Origin of the sequence: Paenibacillus sp. FSL R5-0713 (assembly GCF_037973325.1) — a bacterium.
Taxonomy (GTDB): domain Bacteria; phylum Bacillota; class Bacilli; order Paenibacillales; family Paenibacillaceae; genus Paenibacillus.
This window is the reverse complement of sequence record NZ_CP150229.1, coordinates 3,344,111-3,366,037: the sequence shown is the minus strand read 5'-3', so window position 1 is coordinate 3,366,037 and position 21,927 is coordinate 3,344,111. Positions and strand designations below refer to the sequence as shown.

Genomic DNA, 21,927 nt, shown 5'->3' with positions numbered 1-21,927 from the left:
GATCGAACCCTGTGGAAAAAGCCGCTTGCGAAGAAAAATAAAACGGCTGAATCATCTGCTGTGATGTAAAGGTATTGAAAATACGTTCTTAAAACCAAAAAAACCGCAATCTATTTATGCGGCTTTTTAAGTAATCATCTGTTGTATAGTTGACTATGTTTCCTTTCTAAATGCCTCAACGATGCTCGTTTGGTTCAATCGATACATCGGCCAAGCTGTTGCAACGAGTGTTGTTGCCATGGCGCCTGCACAAGCAAGAACAATACTAGACCATGGAATGACCCAACCTACATCGACAGCACCTTTGAAGAGATGATGTATCCCATAGCTGAGTACTGCTCCGAGTATACTACCGTATACTGCAGCGTACAGGCCGTATATAACACCTTCTAATAGAATCATTTTCCCGATATTATGCTGTGTCATGCCGATCGCTTTGAGCACCGCAAATTCTTTGGTGCGTAGAATGAGGTTGGTGCTGACAGTGTTCAGTATATTCAGGAAGGCAATCAGGACAATGACACCAATAAATCCGTATATAAAGATCTTGGCAGTTGTCGCGTCGTTTTTTGCTTGGGCCAGTTGCTCCACCTTATCTGTGTAGCTGTAACCTGCATCTTTTTGGGGTAAGGATTTGAGATAGTCCGTAATTGGTTTGTTGGAAACATCGGTTTTGGCAAGAATAAAGATTCTGGAGTACGTATCGTTTCCTGTGACCTTCTCTACGACTTCAGGCGTCGTTATGAATTCAAGGATAGCACTTTCATTATAGTTGCTCGACAACAAGCCTTGATCAACAATTCCAGTTACCGTCACAGTCTTATATTCTTGATTCTCACTATCCATACTGCGTACTTTGATGTGATCCCCAACCTTAAATTGAGTTTGATCGGTAACTATCTGTTTGCCATCATCGGTTACTACTCTTAGTTTTTGATTAATGATAACACCATTTTCCTTGTTCATCTTCTCTATGTTGACCGTACCGGCGGTGAGTTTGGATTTCAGAGCGTCAAGGCCATTATTACCAAAAGATTCTATAAAGTTGTTGCTTGTTCGATACTCTTCTCCTATGGCTACAGGATACATACCTGGACTGATTTCATAATATTTGGGGTTAACTTTTTCCTTGGGATATATCGCCATCATCTGATTGCTATAAAACCTGTAAGCCTGTTCTACTGCATCAAGCTTAACAATGTCAGAATATACGGAATCATCGATCCGTTTGGAAGGTCCTTCATACATAACCGAGTAGGAATAATCGATACCTGATTCCGATGGCTGCCCCAGTAAACCAGCTAGTCCGCTAAAGACAATAAATAGAATCATACTGACCACTATTGAAAAGGCAGTGATGCGGAAGCGTTTTTTGTTCCGCCTGATGTTTCGACTAGCAAACTGCCCTTCGATACCTAACAGTTTTCCCAGCAGCTTTGATTTTCGGACAGATGATATGTCCTCCACCTTTGTCCTTCCCGAGCTATGAATCGCCTCAAGTGGGGATACCTTCGCTGCCAGTCTCGCAGGTCCGATTGCCGACAGATAAACAGTCAATAATCCCAATACCCCGGCGATGATCAAAATTGGCAGGGAGATGACCATTTGCATATCATTCAGAAATCCCAACGCCAAAAAGCTGATATTATAAAACAAAAGTTTCATAAAGACAGTTCCCGTCAGTAATCCAATAGGAATGGCAATTAGACTAAGTATTGTCGCCTCTTTGAGAACTAGTTTACGTATTTGCGATGGTGTAGCCCCGATGCACCGCAGCATTCCGAATTGGGAAGTCCGCTCCAGAACAGAAATATGAAACGTATTATATATCACTGCACTCGTACAACCCATAATAATAATGATGATTGCTGCGAATGCATATAACAAACTATGGTTTACACCTTCATAGGTGCTTTTGCCATATAACTTAAGCAGTTCATTATTATATTCGACTCGAATATTTTTATATTGAATTTCCTTATCCAATGCTACGGCAGAGCCTTGATCCACTTGGTCAAGCTTTAATGAAGATATTATCGCTTCCGCCTTCGCCTGAATCTGATTCATCGATTTCATTTTGACATATATAAAATAATTTTTATCTGCATCTATTTTTACATTATCTTCATACGTGATGGCTGGAAAGATGAAGTTGGAAGACCACGAAGCGTTACTACCTGTCTTCATAAATCCCACAACGGTGAATTCTCTCTCTTTTTGGGGACGAAAGCCTTCATCAAGATCCCAGCCAAAATCACCCAGACCATTGATGGGTTTGATCTCCCCGGTTGATGCGACAGTTCGTTCTCCCAGACTCAGGGTAATCGAATCTCCAAGCTTTGGTTTGGTCACAAAACGATCCAGACTCCAGGTCGAAAGAATAACTTCATGCGAATTTTTCGGCAGCCTCCCTGAATCCAACTGAACCTGAAGCTTGTCCATCGCATCGGTATCATAACCTTTGAGATTCAAATACCGATAAGGTGCAGCAAACGGATTTTCCTTCTTTTCTTTCTCACTCGTTTTGCTGATGACCGAATAACCTTCTCTGCTAATGATCCCAGCACTCTCTACCGATGCATTATTGACAACTCTTGAGATTGCTTCTCCAGGTAATCCGTTAAAAGAAACATGGTAACCCCCGTACTCTAGAACGGTTTGCCGAACTACTTTGTCTCTGAAGCTAAGACCAATGGTTCCGATTGCTGTAAGTAGAGTCACAGATAAAATAATGCCAACGATCGTTAGTATTGATCTTTTTTTCTGCCCTAGCAAATATTTTTGGGTAAGACTGGTATACCTATTCACGATCTTTCACCCCTGTTTGCTGCAACAGTGTGCCATCTTTTATATTTACAACTCGGTCCGCTCTCTGGGCTACATTCAAATCATGCGTGATCATAATCAAGGTTTGATTGTATTTTCTGACGGAATAGGTAAGAAGATCCACAATTTCTTTACTGTTCTTGCTGTCCAAATTGCCGGTTGGTTCATCCGCCAGAATAATCGATGGTTTATTAATCAATGCACGTCCAATGGCAGTTCGCTGCTGTTGCCCGCCGGATAATTGGGACGGAAGGTGCTGCCTTCGATCGCTGAGTCCCAGCACGCTCAATAATTCCTCAAGATAACCCTCGTCCACCTGTTTATTCTCAAGCAGCATTGGCAATTTAATGTTTTCTTCCGCAGTTAACACCGGGATCAGATTGTATGATTGAAAAATAAAACCGATTTTGCGTCTTCTGAACACAGCCAATTCATTTTCAGTTTGAGAATAGAGGTCCATACCGTCAATAATGACTTGGCCACTTGTCGGTTGATCCACTCCCCCGAGCAGATGCAGCAATGAGCTTTTGCCAGATCCGCTGGCGCCCACGATCGCAACGAATTCTCCTTGATTAACGGACAGGTTAACATCTTTCAATGCTTCCACCCTAGACTCAGCACTTCCATATATTTTACATAAATGTTCGGTCCTCAAAATTTCCATCCTGTTGTACCTCCAGTTGTATGATTAACATTGCTTGATTGTTATTATAGGTGTGGAATCTTACGTTGAAGTGAAGAAGAAGCTTACATTATCGTAAGCTTCTTCTTAAGTCCACTCTTTTTTGAAAAACGAAATCCTGAATGTCGTTCCTTCTTGAAGCACACTCTCCACCGTAATGATCCCGTTTTGTTCCTCAATGATTGATTTGGTCAAAGCCAGACCAACCCCTATACTGTTGGGCTTGTTATGGTTCTTGCCTTTATAGAATCGCTTGAAAATGTGAGGCATATCATCGGGATGAATACCTTCGCCGTTGTCCTGAAAAATGATTGTATCAAACAGTGCGTTTTCTTCCCAATAGATTCGAACCTCCCCTTCAGGCGGGGTGTGTTCCAGTGCATTTTTTATCAAATTCATGACAGCTTCCTTAAGCCATTCTTCATCTGCTTGCACATACGTATTCTCACTTCCGAGGATGATTATGTTTTGCCGTTTCTGGTCTGCTACCGTCCGGAGTGAATAGACAGCGCTCTCCATCATCTCCCTTAGCTGGATCCTCTCTTTTCGAAATCCAATTGCTCCCGCTTCGACTCGTGCCAGCTTGAGCAGACTTATGATGAGCCATTCCATTCGATCAAGCTGCTGCCGACTTCGTTCCAGAAAGGTCTTTCTCATTTCTTCTTTCATCCCGGGATCATTCAGCAGATTTTCATTGAACACAATCAGAGAAGCCAGGGGTGTTTTGAGCTGGTGGGAAATGTCGGATAACAGATTGCGCAGGAAGGTTTTTTCCTGCCGGAGTAACTCCAGGCTGTTGGATAATCTCCCAGCCATTGCATTAAAGCTCCTGCCGAGCGAGCCGAAGTCTCCATCCTCCGTCTCAGGCAGTTTTTGATCGAATTGCTGTTCCACAACCTGCTCCGCCGCATGGGAAATCGTTCTGATTTTTATGAAAAATTTACGATACTCCCACAGAAGTACAATAAGGAGTGGAATCAGGAACATCAGTAATTGAGTCGCTGTTTTCAAGGGTAATGCTCGTCCTGTAAGAGCAGGTTGCTCTTCTAAAGGCATGCCTGTCTGATAACCGTATTGTGCAAGAATGCGTTGCCCCTCTGCGATTTCATCGGCCTGAGCTCCTTGGGTAACAAAGTGAATCACCTCATTCTCCAACTGGGGATCTTTCATCAACAAATGTCCGATTAGGGCGCTATTCTGATTAACTATGGTTGTATTGATGCCATCAACTTGATGCTGCATGTAAAAGAACATCATAAACGACAAAAGAACTTGCAGAGCAAGTACTTTAATGGCGAGGGACTTCCACTCGGGATTTCGCAAAACTTCAATCATTTTCATTTCCCTATAACCTCTACATTCCATTTATATCCGATCCCCCGAACAGTTACGATATACTGTGGTGCTGCAGGAATATCTTCGATTTTCTCTCTTAACCTGCGGATATGGACAGAGAGCGTATTATCATCAATGAAATCGCCAGAGAGATCCCAGAGATGATTCAGAATTAAACTTCTGCTGCATATCTGCTTTGGATGAGAGACCAACATCAATAGTAGTCGATATTCAAGTGCGGTCAGTGTAACTTCACTATTGTTTTTGAGTACAGTTCCTTCTAAAATACGCACCTGGATGTTATCGGATATCCATAAGCTCACATCTTGTTTTCCCTTGTTGTTACGTCGTAATACGGCCTTGATTCGTGAAATAAGTTCTTTGGTTCGAACAGGCTTGGTTACATAGTCGTCTGCTCCGAGATCAAGCCCAGCGACCACGTTTGCTTCCTCATCCAAAGCCGTCAAAAAGATAATGGGCACTTGCGACGTTACCCTAATCTCACGGCATAGTTGATATCCCGATCCATCAGGCAAAGTGACATCCAACAAAATCAGATCGATCAACTGTGCCTGCAGTGCCTGTCTGGCTTCTACCAAGCTACTCGCCACAACGACCTCATATCCTTCATTGGACAATGTGTATTTAATACCAAACACCAGGTTCTCATCATCTTCTACGAGTAATAAGCGATTCATCGTACACCTCAGCTCATGCTATTTTGAATTTATATATATTTGATTTTGATTATAGAGTTCCTGCGTCATTATACATCATTTGCGTTTCTACGCTATAACATTATGATTAATGGGATGTTCCATGAACATACTAAAGATAAAAGCCTGCTCCTATGTGGAACAAGCTTTTATCCGTGTCAGTTGTAATAGATAACAAGAAAGATTTCTGTTCACCATTTAGTATTTCTCTGATTCCTTAAATATCATATAACGATGGACACCTCTGACAGCACGCATGGCTTCTTGAGCTTGCTGAATCGCAATTTCGCGGTGACCCGATTTTAGTTCGATCGCTGCAAGAAGCGTGGATCTCATCCAGAGCTTACTAATGGGTTTCAAGTGTTCCCTCGCCTGATCACTTCTTCCTTCTTCCATAAGCAAATACGTTTCATAATATGTACGATAATCCGATCTACGCATATTCTGCACCGCAGTACGAACAGCTACCAAGTCATTGTGATAGATGCCATAAGCTGCATTGTAGACTGCTTGGGTTCTTTTATTCGTGTCTTCATTTCTGATGCGCTCTATTGTGCGTTCCAACTCATCATCAAGTCTGTTTGCGAGAACGTAATAGATATAAAGCCTTGGATTATTTTCCTGTCTGCGTAAAAAAGCCTCGACGCGGTCCATACGTGTTTCCCAACCCAGAGGATAAAAAATACGAATGGTAAACATAATCAGAGTAGCGGTGAGAACGACCCCAAGTATTAAAAACAGAGATTGTTCATTCATCTTCATGTACACAACAAACAAAAATACGGCCAAATAAAAAACAATATCCCACTTATATTTTCCCATCATCCATCTCCTTTATTGACATAAAGAACTATTATATCAAATAAAACCCCAAGGAGCATATGCATCGCATCCTTTGGGGTCTATAAGTATTTATAAAAGTTAATTTATTAAATTGTTCGACAACCGACAGTATTTTCTACGTAATAGACTATATTTCACGCCCCGGCGTCTCCAATCATTTGTCGTTCAATTTGCTTCATTTCATAAAAATAACCTTTTTGATCCATTAACTCGGAGAAAGAACCCGATTCTACAATCTTGCCTTGGTCCATGACGACAATCCGATCCATCTCTTCCAATCCCGTCAGTCGGTGACAGATCAGGAGAAGTGTATCTTCGGTCGCCTGTGCCAGAAGATGCTGTAATACACGTTGCTCTGTGACGTAATCCAGAGAAGAAGTCGGTTCGTCCAGCAGCCATAACCTTCCGTTGCGCAACATGGCGCGTGCCAGTGCTAGCCGCTGCTTCTCGCCATCCGACAGATTCTCCCCTTTTTCATACACCATGTCGTTCAACGACTTATTTGGCAGTTGTACTTTGTCCAGAACAGCCATTAGTTTTTCATCCGAATGTTCTTCTCCATTCAGCAGCAGGTTATCCCGAATGGTTCCTCGGAAGAAATGACTTTGCTGCAACACAACATTTGCCCTTTGCCAAATACTCTCTTCATTCAGTTCCTGCACCGGAATATCGTTTAACCGTATATCGCCAGACCGTGGTGTACGCAGCTTGAGTAGCAGATCGATAATCGTTGACTTACCTGACCCGCTCGGCCCGACAATCGCAGTTTTGGAGCCTGCTGTAAGCTGCAAGGATAGCTCCCTCAGCGCCGGTCTCCATTCCCCATCATATTGGAAGTTAACATGAAATAACTCGATCGAAACCGCATGATCGGCTGACACTTCACCGTTTGGATGCACAGAATACACTTCTGAGGTCGGCACTGTTTCTGACAGTCGCTGAGCTGCGTGTTCGCTGTCCTGCTTATATAGAGGTAATATTGCCATTGCCGCAGCTTCTTCGAACACAGTCTGCGTAGCCAGGATCAGCATGGCGAGGAATACACCAGCGAACACTCCGTTCATAATTAAGAAAGCGCTCAGGGCAAGCACTCCCCATGTCACGAGATACGTCACAAAAACGTGCATGGATTGCCCTCGTAGCAAGTGCGAAGCGGCTTGTTTCTGTTCTGTTGCCAATGTAGCGGAAGCCTGCTGAAGCTGCTGCTCGCGCTGTTCCAATTGGCCGTATACTTTCAGATCCCGGAAACCATACAACACTTCGGTCACTTCCGTGGACAGCAAAGCCCGTTGCTGGCGGACACGTCCGTGGATTTTTCGCTGTCCCAACAAAACAATGCCAGGTACAACAAAAGCCGTGATCAGCATGCCAAGTACCAGCAAACACGCAATCCAGATTGAAAAAGCCGAAGTGAACAGCATGGTAGCCAAAAACACCATAACAACAATGATCGGTGGATAGGCGACACGCAAAAAGTAATTTTGCAAGCTTTCCACATCACCCACGATCCGCGCAAGCAGATCTCCGCTTCGGTTTTTGTTCATGATACCCGGTGTCACCGGAATCAGTTTGGCAAAAAAGGATGTCCGCAAACGGCTGAGCATGGAGAACGTCGCCCTATGAGAATATAAGCGTTCTGCGTAACGACTCGCCGCCCGAAGGAAACCGAGCAGTTTGACCATCGAGGTAAGTACGATTAAGGTATATAGCGGTGGCGCAAATACCGTTTGCGAAATCATGTATCCACTCGCGGAAAAAAGAGCTACCCCTGCAATGCCGGCGATGAATCCGCCCAAAATGGAAAGCAAGATATCCTTGCGCTCCTGAATCATCGCTTTTGACAGAATCGTCAGCTCATTCATGCTAACCCTCCTTTCCGTTGTACATCCACCATCTCCGCATATTGAGGCAGGCGCACCAGAAGCGCTTCATGATGTCCTGAATCCACCAACACCCCATTATCCATAAACAAAATGTTGTCTGCATGTTGAATCGTATATAAACGGTGTGCCACCGTAATCATCGTCGCTGTTTTGGCTAATGATGCAATGGACTGTTGCAGTACCCGTTCGGTGTGAAGATCCAGTCCTACTGTGGGTTCATCGAACAAAATAACGGCTGGTTTCTTCAGAAAAGCTCGTGCCAAGGCAAGTCGCTGCTTTTCCCCACCAGATAGCCCCCGACCACCCTCACCAACAAACGTATCCAATCCCTGCTCCAACTGAGCGACAACGCCAGCAAGTCCTGCTTCCTCTGCCGCCTGCTCTATTTCAGCTCTGGAGACGTTTCGACCTGCTCCAATCGCTATATTTTCAGCAAAGGTACCTGCAAAAATATACGGATGCTGTGTAATGTAGCTAACTTGCTCAAACCATGCAGTTTCATCATGTTGCGAAAGCTCCATTCCGTTAACCAGAACCGCTCCCGAATCTGGTTTGAACAAACCGGCAATGAGATGCAACAGCGTTGTTTTACCGGAGCCGCTTTTGCCTACAATGGCAACCTGTTCTCCCGGTCCAATCGAGACCTGTCCTGTCTCAAGTCTAAAGGAATCCGGTGCGTACTGGAAACGAACGTGGTCCAGTTCAATGGTTGGTGGCATTGGAATCAACTCGGCACGAGTTGTGCGTAACTCGTCCTGCTGCACCCTTAGATCATTTGTATCATCGATATGTGTATCCTTCTCGGCTTTCTCATCTATGGTTGGCATACTTACGTCACTTGTGTCCCCAAGCATCTCTTCCACCTTACGAATGGCCCCCATACTGGTTCGCCCACTGTGAAAAGCCGTTCCTGTATTCTTCAACAGACTGTAAAACTCAGGTACGAGCAACAACACAAGAAAGGCCGTGTGGAAGCTCATCGATTTGAACACGAGTAGCTGAATAGCCAGTTCGAGCGCGACAATCCCGATGCTTAACATCACAATCGATTCCAGCATAAACGTATTCGTAAACGCAATCTTCAAAATGCCCATCGTGGCATCCCGATAACCCAGACTGCTTCGCTCAATCTCCTGCTGCTGACGTTTAGCCCGTCCGAATATTTTCAACGTAACCAGCCCTTGAAGCGAATCCAGAAATGTACCGGAAAACTCGGCCAGCTGCGCGTATTTCTCTTCGGATTTGTTCTTTGTCTTGAGTCCCACCAAAATCATGAACAACGGGATAAACGGAGCTGTAAACAGCATAATGTAGCCTGTGTTGGCGTGCTGGGTAAACGTAACGATCAGAATCAGTATCGGAATCATTGCAGCTTCCATCATACGCGGCATGTACTGACTGAAATAGCTGTCAGCTTCATCCACAGCATCCAGAGCAACGCTGACCTTTCCTCCCGTCTGTCCACGAAGGGTTGAAGGCATGGAAGCGCGGGTAAGGTTCTGCAACACAGAAGCTCGCATATTTGTCTTGGCACGTGCTGCCATACGCAAGCCCACTTTCCCGTTGCCGTACGTCAACAGTGTGCGCACAGCCATTACTGCCAGCAATAGCCCAAGCAGCAGCATCACCGATGAGAAGGAAGCTTTCTCTACAAAAATCTGTTGGACTGCTTCAGCCACCAATGCCGCCTGACTTATAATAGTCACACCAAGCGCCAGCGAAATGATCGCAAGGAGCAGCCTGTTTGTTCGTTGTAACGACATTTGCTGCGAGATCAGATTGGATTTGGCTTTTCTCTTCACAGAAAGCTCCTCCTTTATTTTTTCCCTTTCACATAATCCGCATCAAACAGGAACAGTTTGAAGACCAGAATAAGAGAAGGAATTAACAGGCACAGCCCACCGATAAACACAACCACTAGGGCAAAACCCATTGCTGGCGGTGTGGCACTGCTCTGAATCGTGATATATGGATCAAGAATATAAGGATACTGCCCAATGCCGTAAGCGAAAAAGGCTGTGAAAAATTGCAGCATAATGAAAATAAAAGCTAATCCGTAACGGCGACCGTTATATAACAGCCACATGGCAATCATGAAAAATGCAACGGATAGCGCCAGCAGCCACCATAAATCCATCATGTTTTGAAAATGACGCTCATTGTGTTGACCCAAATAGATAAATGCAGTCAGCGCGAGAATAATGGTCGGTGTACTCCAGAACAGAGCATAGTTACGCATCAGTTTTAATGCCGCATGATCCTCTGCCCGAGAAGCGTAAAATGTAAGAAATGATCCGCTAATGAACAATACGGATACGATGGCGAGTCCAACGATGCTCCACGATAACGGATTGGTGAACAGCGCCCAATAATCCAGGGAAACCGTCTCCCCCTGCTTTAGAATAAAGCCACCTTCAGACAGTGTCAGTGCCACTGACAACGATGCCGGGATAAGCAAACCCGTAGCTCCGTATAAAAACAAATATATAATGTTATTTTTGGAACCGTAATTCTCAAAAGCATAAAACGACCCCCGAATAGCAAGCAGAATGACGGCAATACTTCCCGGGACAAGCAGCGCGGAGCCATAATAATAAGCGGTATCCGGGAAAAACCCGACGATGCCAATATAGAAAAAGACAAAAAATACGTTGGTGATCTCCCACACCGGTGATAGATACCGGGAAATCAGCCGATTAATCAGATGATCCTGCTTGGTCAGGCGTGCATAAAAGGCGAAAAAACCTGCTCCAAAATCAATCGAAGCTACAATAAGATAGCCATACAAGAACAGCCAGAGTACCGATATACCAATTAATTCATAACTCATCAGGCCTGCTCCCCTCCCTTGGCTGATTGATCATGCTTCTCTTTCAACCATTTCTCCATCTCAAGCTCAGCAGAATTGTTATTGAACAAACGTCTCAGCACGAGCACACAGATGACGCCAAGCACGATGTACAGAAGCAAGAAGACGAAAAATAAAATTCGTACACTCGGTGACGAAGTGGCGGCCTCTTCTACGCGCATATAACCTCGGATGATCCAGGGCTGCCGCCCGATCTCTGCATAGAACCAGCCCATCTCAACGGCCAGAAATGCAAGCGGTGCACTGAGTGCAACCATGCGTAGCATCCACTTGTTAAACTGGTTGCGTTTCTTCCAGAACACAAACAGGAAATACAGAGATGAGATCGCAAGCAGTGCGAAACCGATTCCAGCCATCAGATCAAACAAGTAATGCACAAGTAACGGCGGATGCTCATCGGGTGGAAATTCATTCAGCCCGGTTACCTCGGCGTTAAAGTCTCCAAAGGCAAGAAAGCTGAGCACTTTCGGCAAATGGAGAGCACCTATGATTTCATGCTCAGCATTCAGCCATCCTAATAAGATCAGATCCGCGCCGCTTTCCGTCTCGAAATGCCACTCGGCAGCCGCGAGCTTCTCCGGTTGATGCTCAGCCAAAAACTTGGCAGATACATCTCCGGCTAAGGAGTTTAATAAGCTGAAGACCAGAACAACGGCCATCATGAGGTTCAGGCCCTTTTTGTGGTAGGCTGACACCCCTTTTCTCAGCATCGCCAAGGCTGCAATTCCAGCTAACAGAGCAGCTCCTGTCAAATAGGCCGAGCTTAATACATGAAATACTTTGGAGAACGTCGCCGCATTCAGCATTGCTTGTACAGGATTCACTGCCAAGAATTGACCTGCTTCCATGACAAAGCCTTCAGGCTGGTTCATGAATCCATTTACTGTCGTGATAAAGACAGCAGACATCCCTGCCCCGGCAACAACTGGTATAGTCAGCAACCAGTGGATATAAGGATTTTTGAACCGATCCCACGTGTACAAATAAATGCCCAAGAAGATCGCTTCAAAAAAGAACGCGAATACTTCCATAAATAGTGGCAGTGCAATAACATTCCCGGCCAATTTCATAAAATTCGGCCACACCAGTGCCAATTGCAGCGATATCGCTGTACCTGTCACCACACCAACCGCCACAGATATGACAAATCCTCTGGACCACCTCTTTGCCATAAATATGTAATGGTGATCCTTCTTCCGAATACCGATGAACTCTGCAATAGCAATCATCAAAGGTACACCAACACCAAGCGTTGCAAAAATAACGTGGAATCCGAGTGTCAAACCAGTCACCAGTCTGCTCCATAACACCGTATCAATAGCCATTCTTTATGTTGCCTCCTTTCAAAATCTGTTGATTTTTAGTGATAAATATTTGCTTATGATCAGGTCTGCTACTCACTGGTTGCATTTAATATCAGATTAGGACGTTCCTGTAATTCGTGTGTTTAGGATAAGAGAAAATTTTCACAAAGTACGCTACAACGATATGTTGCCACATGTACTTTGCGATTACTCCTGTTGATTCCTGATATTAAATGCATAGAAAATGCTATGCGAGACCTAATAATCAAAATTATTATATCTTTATTTTTACCTAATTCAATCAACGTCACGTCTTCTACCCTAAACGTTCAAGAAAGGATCAACTCTTTCTGACAACTTGGTGAAAAACAAAAAATACACCCAATAGAGCTATTGATTCATTGGGTGTAAACGTGGTATTGCTCGTGGATTCACTATTTTATTTGCTTGCTTATTTACTCTGGACTCACCGCATCTGCCTCGCGGCGTACGCTCATGATGATCAGTGATGCAGCTAATACCGTAAGGATAATTCCAAGCGTCTGAAATCCTGTCACATTGAATGTATCCCCCATAACGATACCAATCAATAACGATGATATGATGGTCCCCAGGTAGCGTGATGTATTAAAAATCCCCGATGAAACACCTATCATTTCTTTGGGTGTGCTTTTGAACAGAGCTGCTTGCATGCCAACCGCGTTTAGACCGTTACTTATGCCAAATAAAGCCAAGGCAACAATGACAACAAAGATTGGAGAAGTTTCATTCATGAATACGATGAGTACAGAGCCAATGGTCATTAACCAAGCTGATACGATTAAAGCTGGCCGTGATCCCGATCTGTCAATCCAGCGCCCTGCGATCGGAGCAATAATGACTGAACATAATCCCAAAGCCAGCATGCTCATTCCTGTATGAACTTCGTTGAGATGACGTACCTGCTTCAAATACGTTGGAACTCCAAAAAAAAGTGCGTAAAACAGGATGTTCACCAGCATGTATTGTACATTCACCCAAGTCATCTCGGGATATATGGCAAACGTTCGCAGAGGGATGAATGGCTTGGCTGCTTTTAATTCATGCCGGATGAACATGACAAGTGTAATTAACCCGATCCCTCCTGTCAGCAGATGCCATGTAGAAATATCTCCTGTAGAATTTACTGACAGTAATCCGATGAGCAGAGTCACCAAAGCTACCGTAAACATCAGGATGCCTGGTGCATCAATTAATGCAAGCCATTGCCGAACCGACATGTGACTAGAGATCGATGGAGAAGACTCGTCCTTCGGAATTGTTTTCCAGGCGAACGCAAAGCTTGCCATGACAAATGGAATATTAACGATGAATATGCTGTGCCAGTCCCACCAATGTATCAATACTCCACCAATAAATGGCCCGATGGCCGCTGCTCCGGAGAGGAATATCGCCAAAGTAGACAATGCGGTGGCTTGCTTGTCAGTCACATTAATTCTTACAATCGCCATTCCGACGGCCACCATCATGCTTGTGCCAATCGATTGAACGATCCGGAATACGATGAGCCACGAAAAACTGGGAGACCACGGAGCTAGCATGGACGATACAAAAACAATAACAAGACCCATGAGGAAGATCTTCCTGCGGCCAAACAAATCACTACACTTGCCCATGACGGGTTGAGCGACAGCACTGGTAATGTAAAATGATAAAATGATCCACGAAACGGCTGTAAAACCAAGTTGGTACACTTGTTGTAGCCTGGAGATTGCCACCGAAATCATGGAGGAATTCAACGGATTCAACATAATTCCGAGTCCCACAGCCAACATCAATCCTTTATTTCGAACGTTCATCAGTGCATCACTCCTTCTTCTGCTGTCATCTTACTTGAAAGTATTCATTTATTCCAACGCATTGTATGTTATGATTTGATGAACTAGAAGGAATGAAGGAATGGTGCAAATGGAGCTTCTTCAACTTAAATATTTCCTGACGGTGGCCCGATGCGAGCATGTTACGGAAGCTGCGGGAAGGCTACATGTTACGCAATCCTCTCTGAGCAAAACGATACAACGATTAGAGGAAGACCTGGGAGTCCCTTTATTTGATCGAATCGGAAGAAAGCTGCGACTAAACGACTTTGGAAGAACATTTCTTCAGCGAACTGAAAAAGCCCTATTTGAATTGGAACAAGGAAAGCGGGAAATCGCTGACCTCTCCAACAAAGATCAGGGTATACTGCAATTGGCGGTAACTACGGCAAGTACTTTGCCAGGTATACTACGAGAATTTCGCAAAAATCAACCGGACATTCAGTTTCATGTACAAATGGTTTCGTTAGAAAACATGTCCAGGCTTCTATATCGGGGCGAGGTGGATTTTGGTCTCTCCTCCCCTCCGATTCAAGGTGACGACATCGAATGTCAGATACTTTATGACGATCCGATCGTAGTCGCTGTTCCTATGGGTCATCGATATGCAGAACGAAGCAGCATTCAACTAGCCGAGCTTAAGGACGAGTCGTTTGTTGGGGTAAAACAAGGCTATGGTGTTCGTGATATGGTAGATTCTACATGTCAATCCGCTGGTTTTGTACCGAAGTATGTGTATGAAGGTGATGAGCCTGCACGATTAACAGCCCTTGTTGAAGCGGAGATCGGTCTTGCATTTATACCAAGCACAGCCAGAAACCCGCATGAACGCATTAGATATCTTCAGGTAGAGGAACATAGACTCGTTCGGGAAATCGCTCTACTTTCACATAAAAACAGGTATATTTCCAAAGCCGCTTTAGAGTTTCGCGGCGTGGTTATGGAGTATTTCAATGCTATGCCATGAATAAAAATTCAATTCAAAGGAGATGTCATTTTGAAATTAAAAGCAGAAAAGTTTGATCATATTTCAGAGACAGAACGATTAGTCATCAGACCATTACAGAAAAACGATTATGAGAATTGGTTAAATGAATTTGAAAAACGCTTGCCCTCCCAGCACCGCCATGATAAAGGGAAAATGGATATGAGTGAATGTACACTGGATTGGTTCCATCATCTGGTGGATCGACACCAGGAGTTAGCGCGTACAGATGCGGTTTATGTATTCGGTGTCTTTAGCAAGGAAGATGGCACACATCTGGGTATGGTTGATATTGCAACCTTGGCGAGAGATGATTTTCAATGGGGAAGCTTCGGATATACGATCCATAATCAGTATTGGCGAAAAGGTTACGGCAAAGAAGCTGTGAATGCAGCTCTTCATATTGCATTTAAACATCTGAAATTCCACCGTATAGAAGCCCATATTAATCTGGATAATACCCCTTCTGTAAAGTTAGCTGAAAGCGTGGGTATGGAATTTGAATGTGTCCGTAAAGGTTTCATACACGAAAATGATGAGTGGACCGATCATTTGGTGTATTACAAAAATTTTAATTAAACAACTCCTCCGATAATCTAAAGAGCGAACAAAGCACACTTAAGTGCCCTGTTCGCTCTTCTTCATTCAATCGTATCTCCGTGTTCTCCTTACTCGCCCAAGCTGTTCCAGAAGGATTGAAACGCGCCTTTTTCAACTTCGAGAAATACAGGAACATTACCGTAACGAACCAAACCTTCACCGAACAGAACCAGTGGAACCTGTGTTTTATCTTCCAAGGTGAGATAGATGATCTTGCGATCTTCTTTGCCGTAGAGATTCTCTTCCAATTCCGGACTCGTTGCAATTGGTTTAGCAGCAGATAACGCAGAGATGAAGCTTTCCAGTGATTCATCCACTGCTAACGGCTGAAACTGCTGCTTTCCGTTGTTCCAGCTATCAAAAGTCTCCCATTGTGCCGAGGCAACGTTACCTTCGAGATGCAGCTTGCCGATCAGGTCGGCACCCGTACCAATGGTGATTCCGTTGTTCTTGTCGAATAGTTGAGCATACACCTGACCATCGATCTCAGTGTAAGACATGATGCGGAAGTCCTTATCATAACCATTCACCGCATAGATGTCTGCTTCGCCAATATTGGAAGCAAGTTCTGTGTATTTATCCTGACCGCTCAGCTCATGGATGCCACCAGTTGTTGTGCCAAGCTTCTCGCCACGCAGGTTGAGTGCATGTGCGCCTTCAAGCAATGTTGGGGACTGTGTATAGACGTTTCCTCCATACACAACCAATTGCAGCATATCTGCCATCGCGCCTTTACCCTGTGAATCCGGCAATTCCATCTTTGGAATCACAATCGGATCAAACGACGCGCCCGGAGTCACCTCTGCCACTTGAGGAGTTGGTGCGGCTGGTCCATTGAATTGTTGCCACACACTCGGCGCAGCCAATCCAATGCTGGCAGCGATAACGACACTTGCTGCGATATATAGTGGTTTGCGTTGACGTTTTGGCCCCTGATGTTGCGTATTCAAAGCTTGCTCTACCCGTTTTTTCATTTGCTCGTTTGTTTTCATATGATTCACCGCTTTCTTGTAGTCTTGTTTGAATTGTTCTTCCTTCATTACAGTTCCTCTCCTTCCAGCTCCAGTTTTAACAGCTCTCTTCCTCGTTTTAATCTCATTTTCACTGCTGACTCGCTAATCTCCAGAATCTCGCTGATTTCTCGGATTGCATAATCTTCGTAATAATACAGATGAACCACCGATCTATACTTGAGGGGCAGTGACAGCACGAGTTCGATCAGCGCGTGATCTTCCGGGTTGTCCGCGGTAAGAGCATCGACACCCTCCAGCTTGACCTCCCGTTTGCGCCAGCCTCTGCCTAATAAGGATTTGCAATGATTGGTGATGACCCGAATCAACCATGCTTTTTGATGCTCTGCATCGTTGAATGTAGGGGCTTTTTCTATTAGTTTGATGAAGGTATCCTGAGTGGCTTCCTCCGCATCTTCCCGTCTGCCAAGGTTCACCATGGCAATTCGGAACAGCGTATCCGCATATGTCTCGTAGACTTTCATCACATGATCGCCCAGCTGGGGCACTGATCGCTGCATGGTTGTTATGCCCTCCTTTATACCTCTAACACTCCTAAGGACGGCATTTGGTCACATTTTGTTTTGAATTTTTTTATTTGTCCAATTTAGTTAACATGCAAAAAAAGAAAGCAGCTCCATGGAGAGAGTCGCTTTCTTCATCTTTTTCGTCTTTATCTTTATCTTGTTATAATCGTATATCTTCTCCCCGACTAGAACTTCTTCTGTAAAAGCTCAATATTATCTTCCAAACTGCTGTCCAGTTCCACGCCTACCTTCTGCAGTTTGTTTTGGTAATATGTCTTCACATCATCCCATTTATAGTATGGGTAGGTCTTTGTTTCGATCGGAAAGGCGATTTCTTCTTCATTTCTAAGCATCTTTACGAGGTCATCCTTACCATTGGAATACAAAATCCATTGGATGTTTGCTCCCATCGGTGAGATGACTGAGCCATTCCAGTTTTCGGTCACGTCCTGCGGTTGGTCGATACTCACATTAGCTCCGGCGATATCCAGGAATGAAGATAGTGGAATAATGGTTTCTGCGTGAGCAAAACGAAATATACCAGCCGTGTCCTTCTGCTGAATGGATTGTTCGGTAGACACGATTAATTCTTTGACCAGGGGTGCGATGATATTCTGCGGCAGATCCGTGGATGTTAAGGATGGACCTTTTTCATAAAAGTCATTGATATTATCAACGCTCTCATACCACTTTAACTGGTTGTTCGTAAAATACCGCCCGAATTCGAAATCACCTTCTCCTTTAATATTCGAAGATATAATGTACAGTTCGTATAAATTAGAAGCAGCTTCCGTTGGGTTACTGAGTTTCACTTTCCCTTTTTCATCCTTCAACTCGAACTCTCCAGAATTCAATCGCTGATAAAAGTCTTCAGAGAAAAATTGCAAAAGGACGTCTTTTGCATACCGCGTTCCAGTGCTCTGTGTGACATAATCCTCGTATAACTTAACCCAGTCTCCATCTTCCACGTATTCGTTATACTTCGTAGCCAGGTCGTAGGGCCGCAGATAAGGATCTTTCCCTTCTTCAAAGGCTGAAGCCACAATGTCTACCTTGTTATCTCCCAAACTTTCCTTTAATCCATCAATAAACTGATCTCTGCTCTGGGGCGTTCGATCTTTGAAAGTGGCCTGAGCGATTACTTTTTTATCTGATGTGAATAGTTCTTTGAAGTTCTGTCCGACTCTGCTTCCTATTCCTTTCAGTTCTTCTTCACCCGTAGTGGATAACAAGCCATAATGGTCTTTTTCAACTTTCATAAGCTTACCAATTTCCTTCTTCAGCTCTTTGCCCAGATTGGTAGCCTGCCCATCCTTCTCAGCGATGTCGAGCAGTTCATAGAGCGTCTTGTCGTACTTGGAACTGGATAGATGTCTGGAACCATGTCTGCCTATGTAATTAATAAATACGGGTTCATATCCATTAGGAGCTTTAGTATAACTCGTTTCCTTAAAAGGGTATGGCGTTTTGGTACCGCGGTATCCCTGCTGATCGTTAATTTTTGCTCCAACAAACACCGATTGGGTGTTGTTATCCCAGTCTACGTCTTGTCCCAGTGCCTCCCCAACAGCTCTTGCCGGCACGTAAGTAACTCCATTGTAGAGAAAAGACTCTCCTTCCACCCTTTGTCCGTTCACGACTACATTAGCCGATTGTTCAGCAACTTCGATCATGCGTTTGGAACCTGCACCATATACGTCAAACATACTCGCAGATGTTAGCATGGTGAGTGATACGACTGAAATCCCGATTTTTTTGATCATCATATTGTTTAGTCTTCTCCTTAATCCGCATATTATTGGTTTATTTTCGCTCATCATACTATAGGGGAGAAGTGTCTGCGCTGTATCCACCCTTTGTTAAATAAATGTAAAGGAATACATATAAAGATGGACATAAAATCGCATAACGAAAAAAAGAGCCGCTCCTTAGCGACTCTATCTCTTCATAACAGCATGTGATTTATCCGCGGCACACGAATAAAACAGTTTTCCTCTGTTCCGTGTATCAATGTGTCCTATATATTTTTATATCTACTCCTGACTCCGTTGGATAACCCTCTCCCACAAATGTCTCATGGTTCAAAAAGGATAAGGCTTTACTGTCCGTAATCATTTTGGGAGAAGTCCGAAATAAAGCAGTGTTCAGCGTTTTATCGATGTTTCCGTTGTTTTCGATATAAATTTTGCAGCTATCTCCTGTGTGATCTGTCCCTTGAAGCATGTATCTTGCCGATAGCGTATGCGGGTCACCATTCTTCCCGATAATCTGAGTATCCACGCCTCCATCCAGCACTATTCCCTCAAAGTACTTTCCGGTTACACGACCTGTAAAAGTAATCATGACAACTGAATTACCTTCGCTATTCTGTAAATCAAATGTTTTCTCGATGTTCACATGTACCGTAAACAGTTCCTCCAAATTCACGCGTTCCCACCTCCATATGAATTTAATTATAGCTCTACTCACCTAAAAAAGATTTACATTTACATATCTCATTCGAATCATTTAAAATGGTTTACATACTGTAAAGGTTAACACAATGTTAATGAAGGAGCTTACGACAAGCATGAGTACATTACCAAAATCAATTCGCTTTCCACTATTCATTCTGATGTTAAATCTGTTTATCGCTTTATTGGGGCAAGGGATGCTTATTCCCATTTTGCCGGAGTACTTGAAGCTCTTTCATGCGGGAGGTACCGTCGCCGGATTTCTAGTGGCAGCCTTCGGGGCAGCTCAATTCTTCTTTTCACCACTGGGAGGAAAATTATCTGACCGCTTTGGACGTAAAAAGTTGATCATGGCCGGCATGTTTCTTTCCGTTGTCTCGGATGTGATCTTTGCACTTTCAACCGCTCTGCCTCTCTTGTATGTCGCACGAATTATCGGGGGAATCAGTCTTGGTTTAATGGTTCCTGCGAATCTCGCTTATGTCGCGGATATCACAACGCCTGAGACCCGCGCGAAAGGCATGGGTTATTTTGGTGCAGCCATGAATTTGGGAATGGTGCTCGGGCCTGGTCTGGGTGGTCTCATCGCCGAGATGGGGATTCGTATGCCTTATTTCTTCGCTGCTGGTCTGGGACTTGTTGCTGCACTGATGACGCTGCTACTGCCTGAGACACTTCCCCCGGAAAAAAGAACCGTCTCCATCCGACTTCAAAAGGGAGATCACTTGGGTAAGAAAATTTGGAGTTCATTTAAAGTACCGTATTTTAAATACTTGATTGTGCTGCTCGTCATGACCTTTGGCCTCATGAGTTATGAGACCGTATTCGCGCTTTTTGCAGAACAAAAATACGGATTCAACGCTGCAACGATCTCCATCATTATTACCTTGGGCGCAATTATCGGTATCGTTGTGCAAATCTGGCTTTTGGATTGGTTCGTACAGCGAATCGGTGAAATTAAGCTAATCCGTCTTTCCCTAATTATTACGCCCATCGCTTTATTATTAATGTTAATTAAAGTAAACCTGACCTTTCTGTTATTCGCTTCTGCATTATTCTTTGCCTTTAACTCGTTTTTGCGGCCTTCACTCAGCACGTTAATATCCAAAAATGCAGGAGATCGGCAAGGCTATGCATCGGGTCTGAATACGACATTCTCCAGTCTCGGGACGGTGATTGGTCCGCTGATCGCAGGACTATTGTTTGACAAAAACATAAACTTCCCGTATATTTTTGGTGCAATTATGCTGCTCGCTTCTCTCGGACTTACCTTGAACGCATTTCGTTCGAAGAAAGGACAACGGTATACAAGTGAATGAAAACTGGCATCAACAATTGGGAAATAAACATCGTGATGATTTGATTGCAGCAGGTAAGGAGCTTTTTTTGAAATATGGATTGCTGCAAGTGAAGATTAAGGATGTATGTACGAAAGCTGAACTTAGCAGAGTGACATTTTATAAACATTTTCAGTCTATGGATGAGCTTCTTCTGGCCATTCAGATGCAACTGATTGAACATTTAACGGATGAGGTTAGCCTTACATCGGTGAAGGACATGAACGGGCGAGAACAACTCACGGTGATGTTGAATGCATGGGTTGTTTATGCCCAGGATCATCCAGACTACATCCGGTTTATTCAATTATTTGATATCAACTATGAGATGTATGATTTTAGTCCTGAATTAAGAGAAACATACGATCGATTCAATCAGAATGGGAAAGAAAATCATTTCCTGATGGGCGCTTTATCCCAAGGTGTTGTTGACGGCAGTATTAAGAATCCGTCCCCTCAGCTCGATCTGGCTCAGTTTATCTTCACCACGATGATGGCCATGCTCCAACGTATGGTAACGATTCGTGCTGCTCATGATCATGCATTGGATATGCGGATGACGGAGCAATTTGTGAAGATGCTGCTCCAATTTGTTTGCAGCGAAGAAATATCCGAGTGATGGCGTGGTAGATGAATCGGTGAAATCAACGTTTAGTTTAAAATAAAAAGACGGATTCCGTATGCTGGGATCCGTCTTTTTT

Annotated in this window: 18 protein-coding genes; 4 read left to right on the top strand and 14 right to left on the bottom strand. The window is 44.1% G+C overall.

The features are described 5' to 3' along the window. Positions 1-153: 153 nt before the first annotated feature. The 10 genes from MKZ12_RS15055 to MKZ12_RS15010 form a co-directional block, all read right to left on the bottom strand. On the bottom strand, positions 154-2,808 hold the full coding sequence (locus MKZ12_RS15055; protein WP_339261236.1) for an FtsX-like permease family protein: 2,655 nt from the start codon (positions 2,806-2,808) through the stop codon (positions 154-156). Continuing rightward, positions 2,801-3,490: an ABC transporter ATP-binding protein gene (locus tag MKZ12_RS15050; protein ID WP_339261235.1), complete on the bottom strand. Its 690-nt coding sequence runs from the start codon at positions 3,488-3,490 to the stop codon at positions 2,801-2,803. The genes MKZ12_RS15055 and MKZ12_RS15050 overlap by 8 nt, the downstream gene beginning before the upstream one ends. 105 nt (positions 3,491-3,595) lie before the next feature. Further along, positions 3,596-4,849 carry a HAMP domain-containing sensor histidine kinase gene (locus tag MKZ12_RS15045; protein WP_339261233.1) on the bottom strand — a complete coding sequence of 418 codons (1,254 nt, stop codon included), beginning with the start codon at positions 4,847-4,849 and terminating at the stop codon, positions 3,596-3,598. Next, positions 4,846-5,541, bottom strand: a complete 696-nt coding sequence (locus tag MKZ12_RS15040; RefSeq protein WP_339261231.1) for a response regulator transcription factor — start codon at positions 5,539-5,541, stop codon at positions 4,846-4,848. Before MKZ12_RS15040 ends, MKZ12_RS15045 begins: the two co-directional genes overlap by 4 nt. Before the next feature lie 216 nt (positions 5,542-5,757). After that, a complete protein-coding gene (locus MKZ12_RS15035; protein WP_339261229.1) occupies positions 5,758-6,384 on the bottom strand; it encodes a hypothetical protein in 627 nt (208 codons plus the stop codon). 152 nt (positions 6,385-6,536) lie between these two features. Continuing rightward, positions 6,537-8,264, bottom strand: a complete 1,728-nt coding sequence (cydC, locus tag MKZ12_RS15030) for a thiol reductant ABC exporter subunit CydC (protein WP_339261227.1) — start codon at positions 8,262-8,264, stop codon at positions 6,537-6,539. After that, positions 8,261-10,048, bottom strand: a complete 1,788-nt coding sequence (gene cydD / locus MKZ12_RS15025) for a thiol reductant ABC exporter subunit CydD (protein ID WP_339261426.1) — start codon at positions 10,046-10,048, stop codon at positions 8,261-8,263. Before cydD ends, cydC begins: the two co-directional genes overlap by 4 nt. 53 nt (positions 10,049-10,101) lie before the next feature. Next, complete coding sequence (locus tag MKZ12_RS15020; RefSeq protein ID WP_339261225.1) at positions 10,102-11,115, bottom strand: cytochrome d ubiquinol oxidase subunit II; 1,014 nt, start codon at positions 11,113-11,115, stop codon at positions 10,102-10,104. Then, positions 11,115-12,479 (bottom strand): cytochrome ubiquinol oxidase subunit I, encoded by a 1,365-nt coding sequence (locus tag MKZ12_RS15015; RefSeq protein WP_339261224.1) that lies wholly within the window; start codon positions 12,477-12,479, stop codon positions 11,115-11,117. The genes MKZ12_RS15020 and MKZ12_RS15015 overlap by 1 nt, the downstream gene beginning before the upstream one ends. Before the next feature lie 434 nt (positions 12,480-12,913). Next, complete coding sequence (locus MKZ12_RS15010; protein WP_339261222.1) at positions 12,914-14,296, bottom strand: MFS transporter; 1,383 nt, start codon at positions 14,294-14,296, stop codon at positions 12,914-12,916. Positions 14,297-14,405: 109 nt separating this feature from the next. Here MKZ12_RS15010 and MKZ12_RS15005 point away from each other — a divergent pair, with 109 nt between their 5' ends. Both MKZ12_RS15005 and MKZ12_RS15000 read left to right on the top strand, forming a co-directional pair. Continuing rightward, entirely contained in the window at positions 14,406-15,281 is an 876-nt protein-coding gene (locus MKZ12_RS15005) for a LysR family transcriptional regulator (RefSeq protein ID WP_339261425.1), read from the top strand. 30 nt (positions 15,282-15,311) lie between these two features. Further along, positions 15,312-15,878, top strand: coding sequence for a GNAT family N-acetyltransferase (locus MKZ12_RS15000; protein WP_339261220.1), 567 nt, complete (start codon positions 15,312-15,314; stop codon positions 15,876-15,878). Positions 15,879-15,967: 89 nt separating this feature from the next. Here the strand turns inward: MKZ12_RS15000 and MKZ12_RS14995 are convergent, their stop codons facing one another. The 4 genes from MKZ12_RS14995 to MKZ12_RS14980 all read right to left on the bottom strand — a co-directional run bounded on the left by MKZ12_RS14995 (position 15,968) and on the right by MKZ12_RS14980 (position 19,863). Beyond that, positions 15,968-16,939, bottom strand: a complete 972-nt coding sequence (locus MKZ12_RS14995; RefSeq protein WP_339261218.1) for a hypothetical protein — start codon at positions 16,937-16,939, stop codon at positions 15,968-15,970. Beyond that, positions 16,939-17,430, bottom strand: a complete 492-nt coding sequence (locus MKZ12_RS14990) for a sigma-70 family RNA polymerase sigma factor (protein WP_339261217.1) — start codon at positions 17,428-17,430, stop codon at positions 16,939-16,941. Before MKZ12_RS14990 ends, MKZ12_RS14995 begins: the two co-directional genes overlap by 1 nt. A 191-nt stretch (positions 17,431-17,621) precedes the next feature. Next, positions 17,622-19,202 (bottom strand): histidine-type phosphatase, encoded by a 1,581-nt coding sequence (locus MKZ12_RS14985; protein WP_339261215.1) that lies wholly within the window; start codon positions 19,200-19,202, stop codon positions 17,622-17,624. Between the two features lie 241 nt (positions 19,203-19,443). Beyond that, positions 19,444-19,863: a DUF3237 domain-containing protein gene (locus MKZ12_RS14980; RefSeq protein ID WP_339261213.1), complete on the bottom strand. Its 420-nt coding sequence runs from the start codon at positions 19,861-19,863 to the stop codon at positions 19,444-19,446. A gap of 142 nt (positions 19,864-20,005) precedes the next feature. On the opposite strand from MKZ12_RS14980, the gene MKZ12_RS14975 reads away from it, so the two are divergent. Next, entirely contained in the window at positions 20,006-21,208 is a 1,203-nt protein-coding gene (locus MKZ12_RS14975; RefSeq protein WP_339242729.1) for an MFS transporter, read from the top strand. Beyond that, positions 21,201-21,845, top strand: coding sequence for a TetR/AcrR family transcriptional regulator (locus tag MKZ12_RS14970; protein WP_339261211.1), 645 nt, complete (start codon positions 21,201-21,203; stop codon positions 21,843-21,845). Before MKZ12_RS14975 ends, MKZ12_RS14970 begins: the two co-directional genes overlap by 8 nt. The last annotated feature ends 82 nt before the right edge of the window (positions 21,846-21,927 follow it).